The 18,171-nt window shown below is 37.5% G+C and carries 21 protein-coding genes and 1 riboswitch; of the genes, 5 read left to right on the top strand and 16 right to left on the bottom strand.

Annotated elements, in window-relative coordinates; all coding sequences use genetic code 11:
- Positions 1-14: 14 nt before the first annotated feature.
- Positions 15-193, bottom strand: a riboswitch (Lysine riboswitch).
- Between the two features lie 158 nt (positions 194-351).
- A complete protein-coding gene (locus IQ10_RS06760; RefSeq protein WP_144449710.1) occupies positions 352-864 on the top strand; it encodes a spore germination protein in 513 nt (170 codons plus the stop codon).
- Positions 865-1,004: 140 nt separating this feature from the next.
- Here IQ10_RS06760 and IQ10_RS06755 read toward each other — a convergent pair whose 3' ends face one another.
- The 9 genes from IQ10_RS06755 to htpX all read right to left on the bottom strand — a co-directional run bounded on the left by IQ10_RS06755 (position 1,005) and on the right by htpX (position 7,716).
- A complete protein-coding gene (locus tag IQ10_RS06755; protein WP_144449709.1) occupies positions 1,005-2,507 on the bottom strand; it encodes a spore germination protein in 1,503 nt (500 codons plus the stop codon).
- Positions 2,491-3,066, bottom strand: coding sequence for a stage V sporulation protein SpoVABEA (gene spoVAEA / locus IQ10_RS06750; protein ID WP_144449708.1), 576 nt, complete (start codon positions 3,064-3,066; stop codon positions 2,491-2,493). Before spoVAEA ends, IQ10_RS06755 begins: the two co-directional genes overlap by 17 nt.
- 6 nt (positions 3,067-3,072) lie before the next feature.
- The gene (spoVAE, locus tag IQ10_RS06745; RefSeq protein ID WP_144449707.1) at positions 3,073-3,426 is read right to left on the bottom strand and encodes a stage V sporulation protein AE; all 354 of its coding nucleotides are present in this window, start codon (positions 3,424-3,426) and stop codon (positions 3,073-3,075) included.
- Complete coding sequence (gene spoVAD, locus IQ10_RS06740; RefSeq protein WP_144449706.1) at positions 3,426-4,442, bottom strand: stage V sporulation protein AD; 1,017 nt, start codon at positions 4,440-4,442, stop codon at positions 3,426-3,428. Before spoVAD ends, spoVAE begins: the two co-directional genes overlap by 1 nt.
- Positions 4,443-4,458: 16 nt before the next feature.
- Positions 4,459-4,917 (bottom strand): stage V sporulation protein AC, encoded by a 459-nt coding sequence (spoVAC, locus tag IQ10_RS06735; RefSeq protein WP_144449705.1) that lies wholly within the window; start codon positions 4,915-4,917, stop codon positions 4,459-4,461.
- A gap of 32 nt (positions 4,918-4,949) precedes the next feature.
- A complete protein-coding gene (locus tag IQ10_RS06730; RefSeq protein ID WP_144449877.1) occupies positions 4,950-5,372 on the bottom strand; it encodes a stage V sporulation protein AB in 423 nt (140 codons plus the stop codon).
- Positions 5,362-5,985, bottom strand: a complete 624-nt coding sequence (locus IQ10_RS06725; protein WP_277877946.1) for a stage V sporulation protein AA — start codon at positions 5,983-5,985, stop codon at positions 5,362-5,364. The genes IQ10_RS06730 and IQ10_RS06725 overlap by 11 nt, the downstream gene beginning before the upstream one ends.
- 501 nt (positions 5,986-6,486) lie before the next feature.
- Complete coding sequence (locus tag IQ10_RS18375; protein ID WP_242009774.1) at positions 6,487-6,639, bottom strand: hypothetical protein; 153 nt, start codon at positions 6,637-6,639, stop codon at positions 6,487-6,489.
- A gap of 162 nt (positions 6,640-6,801) precedes the next feature.
- Positions 6,802-7,716 (bottom strand): protease HtpX, encoded by a 915-nt coding sequence (htpX, locus tag IQ10_RS06715; RefSeq protein ID WP_144449703.1) that lies wholly within the window; start codon positions 7,714-7,716, stop codon positions 6,802-6,804.
- 986 nt (positions 7,717-8,702) lie between these two features.
- Here htpX and IQ10_RS06710 point away from each other — a divergent pair.
- The 4 genes from IQ10_RS06710 to IQ10_RS06695 all read left to right on the top strand — a co-directional run bounded on the left by IQ10_RS06710 (position 8,703) and on the right by IQ10_RS06695 (position 13,056).
- The gene (locus IQ10_RS06710) at positions 8,703-9,935 is read left to right on the top strand and encodes a saccharopine dehydrogenase family protein (RefSeq protein WP_144449702.1); all 1,233 of its coding nucleotides are present in this window, start codon (positions 8,703-8,705) and stop codon (positions 9,933-9,935) included.
- A 1-nt stretch (position 9,936) separates the two neighbouring features.
- The gene (nspC, locus tag IQ10_RS06705; RefSeq protein ID WP_144449876.1) at positions 9,937-11,064 is read left to right on the top strand and encodes a carboxynorspermidine decarboxylase; all 1,128 of its coding nucleotides are present in this window, start codon (positions 9,937-9,939) and stop codon (positions 11,062-11,064) included.
- A gap of 628 nt (positions 11,065-11,692) precedes the next feature.
- Entirely contained in the window at positions 11,693-12,541 is an 849-nt protein-coding gene (locus IQ10_RS06700; RefSeq protein WP_144449701.1) for an SPL family radical SAM protein, read from the top strand.
- Positions 12,542-12,798: 257 nt separating this feature from the next.
- Positions 12,799-13,056 (top strand): hypothetical protein, encoded by a 258-nt coding sequence (locus IQ10_RS06695; protein WP_144449700.1) that lies wholly within the window; start codon positions 12,799-12,801, stop codon positions 13,054-13,056.
- A gap of 58 nt (positions 13,057-13,114) precedes the next feature.
- On the opposite strand, the gene IQ10_RS06690 is transcribed toward IQ10_RS06695, so the two are convergent.
- The 7 genes from IQ10_RS06690 to IQ10_RS06660 all read right to left on the bottom strand — a co-directional run bounded on the left by IQ10_RS06690 (position 13,115) and on the right by IQ10_RS06660 (position 18,050).
- The gene (locus IQ10_RS06690; protein ID WP_144449699.1) at positions 13,115-13,375 is read right to left on the bottom strand and encodes a hypothetical protein; all 261 of its coding nucleotides are present in this window, start codon (positions 13,373-13,375) and stop codon (positions 13,115-13,117) included.
- A gap of 52 nt (positions 13,376-13,427) precedes the next feature.
- A complete protein-coding gene (locus IQ10_RS06685; protein WP_144449698.1) occupies positions 13,428-13,640 on the bottom strand; it encodes a hypothetical protein in 213 nt (70 codons plus the stop codon).
- A 12-nt stretch (positions 13,641-13,652) separates the two neighbouring features.
- Positions 13,653-13,892, bottom strand: coding sequence for a hypothetical protein (locus IQ10_RS06680; protein WP_144449697.1), 240 nt, complete (start codon positions 13,890-13,892; stop codon positions 13,653-13,655).
- Between the two features lie 361 nt (positions 13,893-14,253).
- On the bottom strand, positions 14,254-14,604 hold the full coding sequence (locus IQ10_RS06675) for a hypothetical protein (protein ID WP_144449696.1): 351 nt from the start codon (positions 14,602-14,604) through the stop codon (positions 14,254-14,256).
- Positions 14,605-14,738: 134 nt separating this feature from the next.
- Complete coding sequence (locus tag IQ10_RS06670) at positions 14,739-15,281, bottom strand: hypothetical protein (RefSeq protein WP_144449695.1); 543 nt, start codon at positions 15,279-15,281, stop codon at positions 14,739-14,741.
- 227 nt (positions 15,282-15,508) lie between these two features.
- Positions 15,509-16,297 carry an alpha/beta fold hydrolase gene (locus IQ10_RS06665; RefSeq protein ID WP_144449694.1) on the bottom strand — a complete coding sequence of 263 codons (789 nt, stop codon included), beginning with the start codon at positions 16,295-16,297 and terminating at the stop codon, positions 15,509-15,511.
- Between the two features lie 274 nt (positions 16,298-16,571).
- Positions 16,572-18,050, bottom strand: coding sequence for an Lsa family ABC-F type ribosomal protection protein (locus tag IQ10_RS06660; RefSeq protein WP_144449875.1), 1,479 nt, complete (start codon positions 18,048-18,050; stop codon positions 16,572-16,574).
- Between the last annotated feature and the right edge of the window lie 121 nt (positions 18,051-18,171).

Genomic DNA, 18,171 nt, shown 5'->3' with positions numbered 1-18,171 from the left:
GCAAGAGTAACCTCACCGAGAATAGTCCTCCACTGCAACCTTGCAGTGACAGTTCGTTGCTTATTTAACAACGACCCAGCTATGGTTAGAACTGACCTCTCCCCACGCTTCGGCAAATTGACCTTTCTACTTTGTTCCACGCTGCCAGTAACTCCCAAAGTGTACTCATTCGCTTTGCGCCTCTACCCCATGCTGTATGAGGTTCATAAAATTATTGAGTCTACTTTACCATACTACCATCATTTGTTCAAGAGGGCTAGAGGTGGACATCAATTCATCTTCTTTGTATGAATTTATATAGAAAGGGAACTTTAACCTTTAACTAGGAAAGTGTGATGGAGTGTTCCCAACATGTTTTTTAAACAACGAAGAACTAGAAGAACCGAAAGAATTGAAAAAACTGTACATGACCCCACTTATAGCGAAGTTAAAAAAGCTTTCAATGACTCACCTGATTTAATTTGTCGGGAAATGAATGTAGACGATCAAGTTATTGAAATTATTTATATGAAAAATCTTACGAAAAATGAAGTTCTAAATGCGTATGTGATTCAATATTTAGGACAGTTAAACAAAGAGCAACTGACTGTGTCTTATCTGCTTAATACGATACCGATTAATGAAGTGATGAGAAGTGAATCATTAGAAAAAGTTGTTTCTTTATTGATTCATGGATTTGTTTATATTTATATTGCTGCTGAACGAAAGGGTTTATTAGTGAATTGCTCAGCAGCTATTGAACGCCCGTTAGAAAAACCAGAAATAGAATCAATTGTATACGGACCAAAAATTGCTTTTACAGAATCAATATCCACTAATATCAAAATTATTCGACATAATGTCAATGATCCTCATGTGAAGTAAAGCTTGACATTAAACGACCAGGTACAACGGAATAATGAGAAAAAACCAGCCGATTTTGTAGATGCTCAGCTGGTTTTCTTTTTATATGTTTCCCAAGCCTATCATGAAAAAGGCTCACATTGAGATTTTTAAGCGAGTGTTTATTCTGATCTCTGCCTAATAGGATCTTGTGGATTGACAATACTTGGTCTAAAACGGATAGATGGGACCGTTGCCCGAATGAAAATTTGCCAAAAAGCTGGCGGATCAAAAGGTAAAAACGGCCATAGATATGGTTTATTCAAGGCTTTTATTGCTGTCAGTATTAACACAAATAGCGTTCCTCCTACGACAAAACCCGGGACCTTGAAAATAGCGACAACAATAATTAACAAAAGCCTCGTTACACGCAGGGCAATCCCTAGTTCATAGCTTGGTGTAGCGAACATTCCAATCGCCCCAAGAGCAACATATAAAATAACCTCGGGAGTAAAATAGCCAACTTGAATCGCAATCTCGCCAATTAATAATGCAGCGACTAATCCAAGGGCAGTGGCTAATGGAGAAGGAGTATGAATAGCTGCCATCCGTAGTAGATCAATCCCCAGTTCCGCAAAAAGAATTTGCAATACAATGGGAATATTTTTTGTGTCCTCTGGTCCAATAAAATCAAGACGGCTCGGAAGCAGACTAGGCTGTATAACTAATAAGAGCCAAAGCGGTAAAATAAATAAGGAAAAGAAAATCCCTGTAAACCGAGTCCACCTTATAAAGCTACCTATAAAAGGTGCTTGCCTGTATTCTTCCGCATGCTGAACGTGATGAAAAAGGGTTGTCGGTGCAATGATGACACTCGGTGATGCATCCACAATAATTAAAATATGCCCTTCTAATAAATGCTCAGCCGCTACATCAGGACGTTCTGTATACCGTACAAGTGGAAATGGATTCATCCCTTGCCGAACTACATATTCCTCAACAATTTTATCAGCCATTGTCAGCCCGTCTATATTGATTGCTTTTAGCTCTTTTTTTATAATCTCAACTAAATCAGGATCAGCAATTCCTTCAATATAGGAAACACAAATATCGGTTTTCGAACGGACACCGACTTGCATGATTTCATTTCGTAAACGCTCATCTCGAATCCGCCGACGAGTTAGGGCTGTGTTTAAGATGATGTTTTCTGTATAACCATCACGGGCACCGCGGACTACTCTTTCTGTATCAGGCTCTTCTGGCGATCGTCCTGGATATTTCCTGACATCAACAACAATCGCCTTATCTTCACCATCAATAAGAATGAAAATGAGACCAGATAACATTCTTGTGATTGCGTTATCAAGAGATGATTCATATTCAAATTGAATATGAGGGATATGATTTTGAATCGCCTCACGAACCTTTACATCACGTGCTTTTGTATGTAATGTTTTCAGTCCACGAGCTTCTAAAAGCATTAATTCTCTCATGATTTCAATAATGTACTGAACATCACATAAACCATTGACGAAATAAATATTAATTTGTGTATCAAGGATCGTCAGCGTTCGAACCCCAACATCAAAGGATGTCCCAAAACCTAAACGCTCTTTTAAAACCTGCTCATTTTCGGCAATTTTCCGCGATATCGGGGTCTCTTTTTTCTCATTCTCTCGACTCATGAAATCCGCTCCGTTCTAAAATGATTTCAATGGCTTTCCTCGTTATTGGCGCACCTCTCTTCACTGCATCAAGCCCGGCCATCTTGCCGATATCTCCAATCCCTACAACTATTGGAATCGAAAGCTCGTCTAATGTATAGACCGTATCACCATTAATTCTGCCGATTTCAAGATCCTGTAAGCCATCTTTATCGACTCCATATTCCGTTAATTCACCGTCTCGATTAATGCTTATATCTACATGGGTCCATTCACTTGCATGTGTAGCTGCTGCAACAGCAATGGCTCCAATGACTTCTATACTTGGATGCTTGGCTACATAACGCATTGCTTCCTCCCCTGGACCGTCCCGTAAACCACAATCATCAAACATGACCATAACTGGATCATATGGGGTTTTCATAATAAGAGAGACGAGCACTTCTCCACTTATTCGTGTAGGGTTGCCCCATGAGTGGGTAATACAGCGTCCACCTATATCACGAGCAGCCCTTTCAACAGCCTTCCTTGCTGCTTCATCTCCGTCCGTTACGATAATGACTTTTGGTCGTCTCTCCAATTTTGATCACCCCTTCGGCTTAAAAAATATCGCTACGAGAAAACTAAACAAAACAGTTGAAGAAATCCCGACAGAAGTCAATTCAAATATCCCCATTCCCACTCCAAAAAATCCGTAACGATCCCCTTCCGTCATCGCCCCATGGACAAGAGAATGACCAAAACTTGTGATCGGCACCATCGCCCCAGCCCCTGCAAAATCAATGAGGCGGTCATAAAGATGAAAACCATCTAACAGTGCACCAAACACGACGAGTGTACTCAAAGTATGTGTCGGAGAGAGCTTGCCAATATCCATGAGCATTTGCCCAATGAAACAAATCCCCCCTCCTACGACAAAGGCTATCACATAGTCAAGCATTACCCATCACAATCCTCCCGTTCAAATGACACGGCATGTGCAATGCAAGGAATCGATTCTTTTTGTTGAATCATCAGTGGACTAAGTAACGCTCCAGTTGCCACAACGAGCATTTTGTTAATCCTTCCACGTATCATCTCTTTAAATAAATGACCATATGTCACTACAGCCACACAACCTGCACCACTTCCACCAGCGAAAACTGCTTGCTCTTGCTGGTAAATCATAATCCCGCAGTCATCATAATGGTGTCCAATTTCGATTCCCTTTTCTTGAAGTAGTTTACGCAAAATTCCACTTCCTACACGTGACAAATCTCCAGTAACGATGACATCATAATAAGAAAAATCACGATTTGTATCATCTAAGTGCGTTAATATCGTATCTTTAGCAGCCGGTGCCATGGCAGAACCCATATCAAATGGATTTTTTATCCCCATGTCCATTACTTTTCCTATCGTCGCCTCTTTTATACGAATGAAAGATGGCTTTGAACCGACAATTACAGCACCTGCACCAGTTACGGTATAAGTTGATGTTTCTGGCCGTTGCCCTCCGAATTCAGTCGGATAACGAAATTGTCTTTCAGCAGTCGAGTGATGGCTGCTCGTTGCCGCAAGTACATCATTAGCTGCTCCTGTATCGACAAGTAACGAAGCGAGTGCGAGCCCCTCCATGGCTGTGGCGCATGCTGAGAAGAGGCCAAGATAAGGAATTTCTAGTTCACGGGCATGATAGTTCGAGGTTACAATCTGATTTAAGAGATCTCCTGCAAGAAAATAATCAATTTCTTTCGTTTTCTTTTCTGCTTTTTTTAAGGCAGTGCCAACCGCATCCTTTAATAAACGTCTCTCAGCGAGCTCCCAGTTTTTCTCCCCTGCATATAAATCGTCGTAACAAATATCAAAGCTATCACTAATTGGGCCTTTTGCTTCAACTGGTCCAACCGCAGTCCCTGTTGCTTGCACGTAGACCGGATTGTCAAAATGCCATGTTTGCTTTCCTCGTCTCTCCACTTTGGCCACACCCTTTTTACGGTTGAATAATCATTTGGACAAGTAACCTTGTTAGAGCAACAAGATAAGCTGATAGGACTCCAAAGGCAATGACAGCCCCTGTTAACTTAAACATATTGGCCCCTATCCCAAAAACAAATCCTTCGCTTCGATGTTCTAGTGCCGCACTTGTCATAGCGTTTGAAAAGCCTGTCACAGGTACAAGTGAGCCAGCACCAGCAAATTGACCGAGCTTATCATAGACTCCAAATCCTGTCGCAAGAGCTGAGAGTAAAATAAGTGTCGCTAGTGTCGGACTCATTGCTTCCTTTTGTGTAATCGGTAAAAAAGTCATATACATTTGACTTAGTCCTTGTCCACATACACAAATCATTCCACCAACAAGAAAGGCTTTAAGACCATTTCTCTTAATGGGTCGCTTCGGTTGATAAATTTGGATATTTTTTTGATAAACCTTTTGTTCATCAGAGCCCACTACACTTCACCACCTCTACACTGTTTTAACGATTAATTCTCGACGAAAAAAATCCAGTGAAACAAAGAACCACACATTTTCCCAAGGGCAATTGCCATTAGCAACAACACAATACGGTCGATGACACCAATTCGCTTAGCGAGAATCGGCAGGACATTGAGTACTTCCGTAAGTGCAGCTGCAAGCATTCCAACAAAGGTTCCTGCCGCAAGCCCGATTGGAATCAACCATAATGCTGATTGATTAAACGAAATCGTATATAAACTCGCCCAAGATCCAAGCTGTGTCCCAACAATAATCGCCCATACATAATAAGAGAGAAGACGCTGTGTTTTGGTGAGCTGCGTCACTCGCGGAACAACACCAAGAACGGTCAAAAAGGCAACAAAGCCTCCGCCAACTGCTAGACCTCCAGCAAGGCCGATGATCATCACAAGGACTGACTCAATCGGCATGATAATCCGCTTTGTTTTCTTTGTTTTCATGAAGAATGACATACTGATCTAGCGCCTGCTGATAATTAAACATCTCTACTTCTAGAGGGCTCGGTTCTTCATTCAAGCGCTTACGGAAAAATTGATTAAAAAAGAGAATCATTCCTAAGCCAAGACCGATTGAGTAAGGAATTTGCAAGAGTAGCGGTTTTGCTTCCTCATTTCCTGTTACTAGCTGAAAAATACGAAGATGAACAGCTCTCATGCTAACGTCCTCATGAAAGTTCATAATCGCTAGACCAGATCCAATAAAAAGCAAAAACCATACCAGGACAAAATAGACGGGCGCTAATGGTTTTTTTGCTTGATTGACTGTCACAATGGCTTGGGCAGGTCCAATCGATTGAATATCATAAGTCGGATAATTGGCACGAAGTTTTTCAATAACTTTCATAACATCGATAATGACAAATGTCTTATCTTCGATGGTGATCGAATGTATCGGAAGCAAAATGATCTCTCTTTTTACAGGCTGACTTGCGATAACTTGTGCAACATCACCAATCGTCACCACTTGCCCAAGTTCAGACTGCACACGGTGACGCATTCGAAGAAAAACACTCTCTTGTCCCATTTTCCGCACCTCCATATCGTATCGTTAGTATGACTGATGAAACCTCCCTTCATTCCCTCTTTTTGGACCATTTTCTTCTAATACCAACACAAAAAGCAGTAAACCATTTGGCTTGCCGCTTTTTGTATGTTGATTTTATATTTTCCAAATAAAAGCGTTTAAATGAAAAGACCCTGTCTAGAATATTTCACACAGGGTTATTTGTGTGGTTAAGCTGAATTAGATATACATCTAGTACAACCGTCGCTTATTTTACATATAATGCTAATGAAGGGCTTTTTCATATGACTTTTTCAATTAAATGTCCAATGATCAGAAGCATTGGTGAGAACGAATTCTTCTTAACTCTACGACATGATAAGTCCAACCAAACCGCAACCAACGGAACCCTATAATCGATTGCCTTCCAACAAATGTTGGAAAGAACCAGAAGTTGTCACCGTTCGTTAACCATATAAACGTGTTACGATTTAAACAACTTCTTATCCCACTAGGACCAACCTACCAAGCAGGGATAGGTGGTGTAAAGGCAGGTGGAGCTAACATAGGCTGTGCGCCCTGCCCTCCCCCCATTGGCGGTGTTGGCTGTTGCCTTTCAAAATAGTCTAGTGACTCAATACTATCTACATACGGGTAATTATAATCGTAATACAAAGGCCATTCCCTTTTCTTCACCATTTCCTTTTAATTTATGTACAATGACCGAGAATCGTGAAAATGACCTTTAGCCTTTATCGAAGCCTTCCATTCAACCTTCTCTAATCTAACAAAAAACAACTGCCCCAAATTAAGAGAGCAGTTGCTGGATCACCTTGTTTAACGTTGTTCTAAGCGTGCAATTCTTTCGTCTAAATCAGGGTGAGTTGAAAAGAGTCTCATCACTCCGCCTTTACCATTAATCTTCATTGTTTGGATCGCAGAATCATCCGTGCGATCACTCACTTTGGCACGATCAACGTATGCTTTTAGAGAACGTAGCGCATGAGCCATTTTATCACGACCTGCTAGATCAGCGCCTCCCTGGTCGGCATGAAATTCTCGGTGCCGTGAATATGCACTCACAACGAGACTTCCAAGAATTGAAAACAAAATTTGAAAAATAATAATAGCGGCAAATTGAACAATCCATTGCAATTCAGAACGCACTAAACGCGACACAAGGATCGCTGCAATTCTTGAGAAAAAGACGACAAATGTGTTCACAACACCTTGCAACAATGTCATTGTAACCATGTCACCGTTCGCCACATGGGCTACCTCATGGGCAATGACACCTTCAACAGCATCGTCATCCATTGTGTTTAACAAACCTTGTGAAACGGCAACGAGTGACCGCTTTTTGGAAGGACCTGTAGCAAAGGCATTCACCTCGGCAGACGGATAAATTCCAACCTCAGGCATATGCGGTAACCCAGCTGCACGTGAAAAACGGTGAACCTTCTCCACAATATCACGTTCCTGTGCAGATAATGGACCATCTGGATCTAACACTTTGACCTTCATCATTTTTTTTGCTATCCAGCGTGACATAGCTAGTGAAATAAACGATCCCGAAAACCCTACAATCAAGCTGAATACCATTAACGAAAGAAAATCAATTCCTAATCCAGGCTCACCCGTTTGAAATGAACCATTAATGCCAGTGTACGTTGTAATTAACGACCAAACAATGACAATCGTCGTCATGACAAGAATATTTGTTACAATAAGAAGTAACAATCTTTTCCCCATTCTCTCGCCTCCATTTTTCCTCAATACTTAGTTTTAGTTTAACATGTTTCTACTGCTATGGCAGAGAAGAATGGTTGATTGAGTTAAAAATGACTTGGTATAGATAGGTCTCAATCGCACCTTTCTCTTATTAATATGTGATAAGTTATGCTTCATAACACCAACGAGAGCGTGGGATTTCCCTCTAAGCTCTTTTACATTTACCGTTAGTCACAAAAGTGAAACAGGAAATTAACATACATTTACAACCCCAAAAAAATAATATACACAACAAACAAGCACAATCCTTCTATTAGGAAAGCGCCTGTTTGTTGAAAAATATCCCACTAAATTGCAATATACTTAGCTTTAGAATAAGGTTCCAATTACTTAGATATCAATGAGTGATAGTGTGAACATGAGTTTTTGAAGAAATTTTAACTTGTTGATTGCTATTTTTTCTACATACTGATAATATAGAGAGCATGAATTGGAAAGCAGTATTCAAAAATCTTGAGTCTTTCCAAGGCAGATAATTTTTGACCACTTCTCTTTAGAGAAGTTAAGGCCATACGGACAGCCGGGTCAAATGCCGATTGGCAACTTTAGTTGCCTTATTGATTGAGTTAAAAGCTCAAATTTTATAAGTTGGTTACTTTACAACCAGTGCATTTGCACACAACTTGTGAAACGGTCAATAAGAGTGGTAAAAGTAATTATTTGCTATTTAGACTCTGATCCTATAAAGATATATTTTGAATATTAATAAGCTTTTCTACTATATTGCCCTTAAAAGTAGACATATCCGCATAGCTTTTGCCATGGATATACTTATGCTTTTTTAATATTGATAAATATATTTTTAGCAAGTGTTGTGCGTGATTATGCGCTTTGCACTTGTTTTTTTATTGTCCAAAACGTTGAAGTGTTTTGACAATCACCTATTTCGATAGGCTGTTACAGAATTCCTCTTGATTTTAAAAAAATTTTAGTTAGGAGATATGAAAATGGGAAAAGCGCTTATTATCGGTTGTGGTGGAGTGGCATCAGTAGCCATCCATAAATGTGTTCAAAATAGTGATGTATTTGAAGAGATTTGTATTGCAAGTCGTACAAAATCAAAATGTGATGAATTAAAAGCTAAATTAGATGGCGGCAAAACGAAAATTACAACTGCACAAGTTGATGCAAATAATGTCGATGAGCTGATTGCTTTAATTGAAGAAGTAAAGCCTGATATTGTCATGAACTTAGCGTTACCATATCAAGATTTAACGATCATGGATGCTTGCCTTGCAACAAAAACACACTATATGGATACAGCAAACTATGAGCCAGAAGATACGGCTAAATTTGAATATAAATGGCAATGGGATTACCGCGAACGCTTTGAAAAGGCTGGTATTACAGCTCTGTTAGGTAGCGGATTTGACCCAGGTGTAACAGGTGTATTTTCTGCTTATGCGCTTAAGCACCATTTTGATGAAATTGAATATATCGATATTCTCGACTGTAATGCAGGCGATCATGGCTATCCGTTTGCAACAAATTTCAACCCTGAAATCAATATCCGTGAAGTTTCAGCGAACGGAAGATATTGGGAAAATGGCGAGTGGATTGAGACGAAGCCAATGGAAATCAAACGCGTTTATAACTTCCCTGAAGTTGGCGAGAAAGATATGTACTTGCTTTACCATGAAGAACTTGAATCTCTTGCTGTGAATATTCCAGGAATTAAGCGTATCCGTTTCTTCATGACATTTGGTGAAAGTTACCTTACTCACCTAAAGGCTCTTGAAAATGTTGGAATGACTTCTATTGAGCCAATTGAATTTGAAGGAAAACAAATTATTCCGCTTCAATTCTTGAAAGCAGTATTACCAGATCCTGCATCACTTGGACCACGTACAAAGGGTAAAACAAACATTGGTTGTATTTTCAAAGGTAAAAAAGACGGCAAAGATAAAACGTATTATGTGTACAATGTTTGTGACCACGAAGCTTGCTATAGAGAAGTTGGTTCCCAAGCCGTTTCTTATACAACAGGCGTTCCTGCTATGATCGGTGCGATGATGGTGATGACTGGCAAATGGAATAAACCAGGCGTATACAATATTGAAGAATTTGATCCAGATCCGTTCATGGAAGCATTGAATAAGTGGGGACTTCCTTGGCAAGAAGATCATAATCCAGAACTAGTAGATTCCGAGCCTATTAAAGAGACGGAGTTTGTTCGTTAAGATGCGGTTTGAAGAATTACCAACACCATCTTATGTAGTCGATGAAGCTCTTGTAGAAAAAAATCTAAAAATCCTGAACGGAGTCATGCAGCGTACAGGAGCAAAGATTGTTTTAGCACAAAAAGCATTTTCTATGACAACAATGTATCCCCTCATTGGAAAATATTTAAGTGGCACAACAGCAAGCGGCTTGTACGAAGCACGTCTAGGTTACGAGGAAATGGGCAAAGAAAATCATGTCTTTGCCCCTGCCTATCGTGAGGATGAAATCGATGAAATTATCTCAATTTGTGATCATATCATTTTTAATTCCTTCTCACAGTTGGAAAAATTTAAGGATAAAGCTCTTCAAGCTGGTAGGAAAGTTGGCTTACGCATTAATCCTGAATGTTCTACCCAAGATGGGCATGAAATCTATGATCCATGTTCACCAGGTTCTAGATTCGGTGTAAAGCAGGAAGATTTCCGTCCCGATTTGCTTGAAGGTGTTTCAGGACTTCACTTCCACACTCTTTGCCAGCAAAACTCGGACGATTTAGAGACAACTCTAAATGCAGTGGAAGAAAAATTTGGACAATGGTTGCCACAAATGGAATGGATCAACTTTGGCGGCGGCCACCATATTACAAGAGAAGATTATGATATCCCAAGACTAGAAGCTTGTATTAAGAGAATGCAGGAAAAATACGGTTTAGAAGTATATCTTGAGCCAGGCGAAGCCATTGCGCTCAATGCAGGCTATCTGGTTACATCTGTACTAGACCTCCATAAAAACGGAATCGACATTGCCATTCTTGACACGTCAGCAACTTGTCATATGCCTGATGTGTTGGAAATGCCATATCGTCCCCCTCTTTTTGGATCAGGAGAAGCATGCGAGAAGCCATTTACGTATCGACTTGGCGGACAAACTTGCCTGACAGGCGATGTGATAGGCGATTATTCGTTTGACCAACCATTAAAGAGCGGTGACAGATTGGTTTTTGGAGATATGGCAATTTACTCAATGGTCAAAACAACCACGTTTAACGGCATGCCATTACCAGCCATTGCCGTACAAGATAAAGATGGCGATTGTCAGGTTGTACGCGAATTTGGCTATCAAGATTTTAAAATGAGATTAGCTTAAGAAATATCGCTTTTCTTACTGAATACTTATGAAAGAACCAGATTTTAAAATATTATATTTAGGTTAGTTGAATAAAACAGTTGATATTATGAAAAGGACTATACATATTAGATATCTAATATGTGTGGCCCTTTTTTATTACCTTGTTCAACTAAACTAACGGCAGTTTAGGTATATCTTTTCACATACTTAACCTATGCAACAATTTTAATCCTTTAACGGAATGAGAATCCGCTCTATTAATTTGGCGGATCTTCATTCCGTTATTTGCGCTAAAACGATCGTTATGAGCATGTTTTAGGATCCTCGTTCCGTTATTAGCCTTTTCCATGTCAAATTTGATGAATGTTGGTCATTTAACGGAACGAGGAACCACTTCACTCTTGAAACATGGTTTTTCTCCCTTTTAACGGAATGAGAAACCGGTCAACATGTTTACCAATAGAAGAACGTCAACGCTTTTAAGGAAAGAGCCTAATTCTCCTTATCAACAAAGAATTAGGCTTTAGTCTTCTGTAATCGCGCCAATTGCAGAAGGTTAATTTCCATTTAGAGGAAATGATAAAAAGATTTTAACAACTTATAAATTCGAGATTGTAATCGGCAGTATAGGGAATAAGATGAAGACATGGAAAGCGAGGGATTACAGTTGACTCGGTATCAAATCGCATACAAGGAACCGAAAAAAATATTAACCCCTGCCAGCGGCTTTTTATATGGATATACCCATTCTCTTAACCCTTATACCGGCTGCTTATTTGGATGTTCTTACTGTTACGTGAGACAGAGTCCGGTTGGCTTATTTAGAGGAGAAGAATGGGGTGAGTGGGTTGATATTAAAAAGGGTATTCATGAAAAGTATATTCTAGAAATGAGCAACCTGCGAAAACGGGGGAAGGAAGTTACAATCTTTATGGCATCTGCTACAGATCCTTATCAATCGGTTGAATATAAAGAAAAAATAACAAGGGCCCTGCTTGAAGCAATGGTAAAGATGCCACCGGATTTTCTTTTTGTGCAGACACGGAGTCCTCTTGTCACACGAGACATTGATTTGTTTTTAAAACTTAAAGACAGACTACGCATTAGTGTGACAGTTGAGACAGATCTAGATGAGGTGCGTAAAAGCTTCTCACCACAAGCCCCTCCTATTCAAGCAAGGCTTAAAGCAATCGGCGAGCTTCAAAAAAACAGCCTGCCCGTACAAGCTGCGGTCGCTCCTGTTCTCCCCTTTTCAAAAGAATTTCCAGAAACACTAGCGGGTCTCGTTAACAGGATAGTCATTGATGACTTCTATACGGGGGATGGGAGTAATGGGAAGAGAACAGAACGGCTAAAAATAAAAGAATTATTTACAGAGGATGAACTAGATAAGTGGTACGGAAAACATGTTCACCAATATGCCTATGAAAATATGAAAAGGGCATTCTCTTCTGAGCAAATTTTAATTAGTAAGCAAGGGTTTATGCCTTATTAACTTCATTAGTAGATGAACGTTCTAAAGGGCCCATTGCTGAATACTATATTTTATAGTTCGTTAGCTTTGCTTTAATTTGTTTAGAATTTCCTTCCATTAACTTTTCCTTCATTCATCATTTGTATTTGAAATGACGGATACTTATGATAGCTTACGCCAAGCAAAGATTAGTATATAGCTCTATTAAAGTGCTGTTTACCGAATTGTCCTTTGTGGTCTATTATGGAAGTATAGGATATGAGAGGTTGTGGGCTGAATTGAAGACTATTATTCAATCATTAGTTATTTCCTTCGTAATTCATTTAATCTATATAGTTGGAACTGTTGGAGTTGGCTATATAAAAACAAGGAATTATAAGCCCGATATTGATAATAAATGGGATAATATAGAAACGCTTCAAAATGAAGTCTCCTTCGGGATGGTTGGTTCACCACTGTTTTTTCTGTTTACCTTCATCGGGGTTGCATTAATTTGCGCGATAATAATCATTTCCTATCGAATGTTTATTGGTTAAAAAGTTTCAAATTCACAAGGAACAATATAAGGAAACCTACATTCATTGAGGTTTCCCATTATTTTGCTTGATTTTTAACATTAAAATTTACCAGAGCCAAAAATAAAACATATTCTTCTCCAACTTCCTTAAGAGGATGTTTCGCAAATTCGATTGTACTGTTGTCATCTTGGGTTACTATAATCTCATTTCCCTCTACTCCAAAACCACTTTCATTTTTCCAAAATTCTTCTACGTCAAAAACATAATCTGTAAATGGTCTATCAATATATTCCATATACTCTTTGTCAATAGATGCTATTTTTCCTTTAACAATCACATCAGCTAACTCATAAAAATCGTTAAGTTCAATCTCAGGAAATGATACACTATCATCTAATCTTTGTATTTCCCACTAGCCATTTCGCATGTAATTTTTCCAACATTTGTTCAGGAGTTAATTGATCTTCATCGACCTTAGAGTCAATTGTATCTACATCACTAGATACTTCTCCATCTATATGATTATTTGTAAATTGATTAATTGATAAGAATGAAACGACGATAATACCAAGAATTATTGAAACAACGGATATTTTTTTCATGTAGTCCTACTATTAATCATAGACATACCTAAGACCTGTTCTGTCAGATGCTTGAGTACTTCTAGCACCATTATCTCGTCCATACATTAATTTAGATGCATTTCCACTCTCATTTAAATCAGCTAGTCCATATACATGACCAATTTCAGAAGCTGCTACGGTTGTCCAAGAATTAGAAGATTTTGCAGAATTAAATTGAATCCTCCACCTTGAAGGATGCTGATTAGAAATTGAATAAAATGTATGGCTCAATGAAATTTTGTGTATTACCTACCGCTGCTTTATTAATACGGAATCCTGAATTCTCATTTTGAAACTTTGTTATGCCATTTGAAAATCTATTAGTCCATGTGGAACTACCAGTCTCAAAGTAAGAAGTTGTTTTTGATGTCCGGTGAGAACCTACGTATTTCCATCCTGACGCTTCTAATCCACAACTAGGTAGAGTAAATGTAGGTGCAACAGTCAAACTAATCATGATTACAGATAAAAAAAGTATTAAGAAAAGTTCCAGTTTCATATTTTTACTTCTTTTGTTATTTAATATAATATTACTTTTTTTCTATTTTTACACAAAAAAATATCGTCATCTTTTAAGATAACGATATTATTCTTAATCTGAAGAAGTTATATTTTCTTCAAGCGTGTATAGAAGTAACTCATTAGTGTTAGGGCGCTCTGCCAAAATATAATTACTATCTTCAACCGTTGTGTATAATTTTGAACCTTCTTCTAAATCATTAGATGATAGATGTGTATCAGGAAAACGGTCTGGAGAGACAGTTTTTTGAATAGTTCCAATCTCCTTATCTATCTCATACTTTATCTCATCACTAGTGGTTAAAAAGTAATGAGTACCATTTACATTAATAATTGATTGAAAGGAACCTGATGTATTACTATTATTACAACCAACTAAACTAAATATCAAAATAATAAAGGCTAAATACGCTAATTTTTTCACTATTACCCCCCTCTTTTTATAAGTAATTATATAATATAGTCTACTTCCACACCATAAATTCCCTCAAATATACACTTTTCACTCTAATTAACTTTAAAACTACACGGACACCTGCACTACCCTAATTTCCTTTGTTAGTCTACTATGTTTTCCACTGGTTTTGTAATACGTTTTTGAATTAGCCAGCCCCCTAAAATGAAAGCAGTTATGATAATAAACACAATCGGTAACTGAAAGACTGTCCAATTAGAAGGTGCAAAATGTTTAATTTGATGTGCATTTTCAATCGTTTCAAGATAGGACTCCTGATATTCATATTGTACAATCCATTGATCATTGGCCATTGCTACAGTTCCTATATCATAATCATTCGGAATGATTGTCTCTGTAATTTTTCCATTTTCTCCAATAACAATTTCTGCTTGTGAATAATCAATTGGAAAGAAATTTTTAGGACCTTCTTCTAAATATATAACATCATCTTCATCTATATTTTCAGTAGAGAATACAGCTAAATGCTCCAGTTGCCCGCTATATTCTTGGAAAATGGCTTGGAGTGCTGTTTCATCTATATTAGCTGGTGTCGATAATACGGAGAATGTCTTTTCCATAATATCCTGCTTTTGCTGTTCAATTACTTGTGTCTTTTCTCGCTCATCATTAAGTTCGGACAACACGTTCTAATTTGACACTCACCTTAATTGAGTTATATTAATAATTCTGCCTAATTCATATTTATTTCTTCAACTAACCTGCCTGTTAGTTTAAGTAGACTCCTTCACAATCCTCATCTATTTTAACATAAATATCCAATTATCTTTAGGAAAGATCCTCCACAATCTGACCTTTACATAAAGAAAGAACACAATTCATTCTGCAGAATCGCGCCCGATTGCTGAAAAATTTATAATGAATTAGAAATAAATTTATGAACTATCTTATTAAAAACCATGGGCTGACAAAGATTACTAGGATCAAAAGAATTTTTGATTACCTTTAGCTCTGAATTTTGAATGCAACCCGATACTTGTTCCATCATTTTTTTACCCAAATTGGTATGGTCACCTACTAAACAGAGTGCAGGAAGTTTAACCTTTGATAACTTATCATTAAATCTAATTCTATTTATTGCTTTCCTTTGGAGTTTCGTTTCATATATCCTCATATTAAGGATAATATTTTCCATCTCTTTGCATGCTTCGGGCCATTTTTTATAAGAGGATTTCGTTAATTTCGCTAACCACTTTTTGGGCGTATGTAAAATCCATGTTTGATTGGCTCCTACCATCGCAAATAGTTTTTGATAGGAATCAATTGAGGTATCGCAAAAACTATCGACTATAATAAGTGATTTAACAATTTCTGGGAATTTGATTGCTACTTGTTGAATTAAAACCCCACCATATGAAACACCAATAAATGTCGCTAAGTGGATTTCTAAAAGTTTTAAAAGCCCTTTAATATCTTCCGCCTGTTTATTTAAAACACTTTCCACATCGCATTCTAATAAACCTGATTTCCCATTACCTCTTAAATCAAGTAAGATTACTTTGAAATATTCTTGAAAATATTCTACTTGTGGCTTATACATATCGGATGAAGCGCCTAATCCATGAATAAAGACTAATGGCTCTCCTTCACCATAACACTCATAAAATATATCTATACCATCTTTAACTTTTAAATATGGCATTATATACCCACCTTTCCCGATTCGGATTTATTTTCCATGACTGCGTTAAGCATACTTATTGGGGAATCCCTCTACTCTTTAATTTAAATACGGATTAACCTTTGCTTTCGTTGCACTTTTCTACAATCGGCCCTTTACATAAAGAAAGAACACAATTCTTGCTGCAGAATTGCGCCCTTTAATGGAATAACTCACTTAATTTTTCTTTAACTAACTCATTCTTTAGTTTAACTACCTGATTCACTCGCTATATCTTCATTTTCCTCATATTAAACTACATGGATACAATCTTTGTTGCAATTGTTTGTTGAAATGCCTGATCATGCTCAACAAACACCATTGTGGGATTAAAGTTTTGAATAAGTTCTTCTATCTGCATTCGCGAATAAATATCAATAAAATTTAACGGTTCATCCCAAATATATAAATGAGCTTTTTCACATAAACTTTTGGCTATAAGTAGCTTTTTCTTTTGTCCACCAGAATAATGAGATATATCTTTCTCAAATTGAATTCGATCAAAATCCATCTTACGTAGGATGGATTTAAATAACGTTTCATCAATCTCATACTCTTCAATAAAGTCCGATAACAGCCCTTTCAAATGAGAAGTATCTTGTTGAACATAGGAAACGATTAAGCCTGAACTTACATTAATTGTACCTGTATGCTTTATAGAATTTCCTAGAATTAATTTTAGGATACTACTTTTTCCGCTTCCATTCTTTCCATTCAGTACGATTCGATCACCTTGTTCAACTTTAAAGCTAATTGGCTTATTTACAATTTGACCATCGTACTTAACAGACACATCAGTCAAGACAATCAATTCATCTGAATAAAATTTCAATGGTTCTAATTTTAAGGATTCCGTTTTTTCGACATTTTTTAGCAACCTTGACTTTTCATCAATCGCTTTTTGTTGTCTGGATTCAGTGCTCTTTGCTCTCTTCATCATCTTGGCTGCCTTATGTCCTACAAAACCCTTATCCAATTTGGAACCCGAATTTGTTGTTCCATTTTTGGAAGACTCTACTTGATTAGACCAACCTGCTGAGCGTTTTGAAGACTGTTTTAATCTCCCTATGTCTTTTTGTAGACGCTGATTTGTTGCCTCTTCATGTTCCTGGTGTCTATCAAAATTTAACTTCCAAGAAGAATAGTTGCCACTTTGAACTTCGATATTTGCTCTATTTATAGATAAGATATGGTCTACACATCCATCTAAAAAGTTTTTGTCATGTGAAATCAAAATAAATCCTTTTTTCTTCCTTAGATAATCAGAGACAATCTTACGTCCTTCAGTATCTAGATGATTGGTTGGCTCATCAATCAATAAAAATTGACCCTCATTTAAAAACAGTGCAGCAAGCAACACCTTTGTTTGTTCTCCATTTGATAATGAATTAAATGGTCGGTACATAATTTCTATATCCACATTAAGAAAGGATATTTCACGAAGTAGTTCCCAATCTTCTGCTTGTGGGCAAATTTCTCCTAAGATTTCATAGGTATACTTGCTTTGATCCGAGACTGGATAAGGAAAATAATTAAATTCTACTGAAGAAGTGATTTTCCCACTATACTCATATTTCCCTAATAGTAAATTAAAGAATGTTGTTTTACCTCGTCCATTTCTACCGATAAATCCAAGTTTCCAATCCGTATCGATTTGAAAGCTAACCCCTTCAAATATATTGTCATAGCTACTTGGATAAGAAAAAGTTAAGTCTTGAACTTGTATCATTGACATGATTATTCCTCCTTTGTATATCAACCCTTTTTTACTTTTTATACAAAGTCGGTAATCCATCTATTTTAAATTTCTCCGTATAAGTTTGATGGATATTAACGACTTATACGGAGTGCTACAT

This window comes from Halalkalibacter nanhaiisediminis, from assembly GCF_007830185.1.
Classification (GTDB): Bacteria; Bacillota; Bacilli; order Bacillales; family Bacillaceae_D; genus Halalkalibacter; species Halalkalibacter nanhaiisediminis.
This window is presented reverse-complemented; position numbering and strand designations above follow the sequence as displayed.

What these genes read in the sequence shown, in the direction of transcription:
- IQ10_RS06660 (WP_144449875.1), bottom strand. Translation starts at nt 18,050, where the DNA reads ATGTCAATGATACAAGTTCAAGACTTAACTTTTTCTTATCCAAGTAGC.
- htpX (WP_144449703.1), bottom strand. Translation starts at nt 7,716, where the DNA reads ATGGGGAAAAGATTGTTACTTCTTATTGTAACAAATATTCTTGTCATG.
- IQ10_RS06755 (WP_144449709.1), bottom strand. Translation starts at nt 2,507, where the DNA reads ATGAGTCGAGAGAATGAGAAAAAAGAGACCCCGATATCGCGGAAAATT.
- IQ10_RS06730 (WP_144449877.1), bottom strand. Translation starts at nt 5,372, where the DNA reads ATGCCGATTGAGTCAGTCCTTGTGATGATCATCGGCCTTGCTGGAGGT.
- IQ10_RS06685 (WP_144449698.1), bottom strand. Translation starts at nt 13,640, where the DNA reads ATGAAAAAAATATCCGTTGTTTCAATAATTCTTGGTATTATCGTCGTT.
- spoVAE (WP_144449707.1), bottom strand. Translation starts at nt 3,426, where the DNA reads ATGCTTGACTATGTGATAGCCTTTGTCGTAGGAGGGGGGATTTGTTTC.
- nspC (WP_144449876.1), top strand. Translation starts at nt 9,937, where the DNA reads ATGCGGTTTGAAGAATTACCAACACCATCTTATGTAGTCGATGAAGCT.
- IQ10_RS06700 (WP_144449701.1), top strand. Translation starts at nt 11,693, where the DNA reads ATGGAAAGCGAGGGATTACAGTTGACTCGGTATCAAATCGCATACAAG.
- IQ10_RS06710 (WP_144449702.1), top strand. Translation starts at nt 8,703, where the DNA reads ATGGGAAAAGCGCTTATTATCGGTTGTGGTGGAGTGGCATCAGTAGCC.
- IQ10_RS06760 (WP_144449710.1), top strand. Translation starts at nt 352, where the DNA reads ATGTTTTTTAAACAACGAAGAACTAGAAGAACCGAAAGAATTGAAAAA.
- IQ10_RS06725 (WP_277877946.1), bottom strand. Translation starts at nt 5,985, where the DNA reads ATGGGACAAGAGAGTGTTTTTCTTCGAATGCGTCACCGTGTGCAGTCT.
- IQ10_RS06665 (WP_144449694.1), bottom strand. Translation starts at nt 16,297, where the DNA reads ATGCCATATTTAAAAGTTAAAGATGGTATAGATATATTTTATGAGTGT.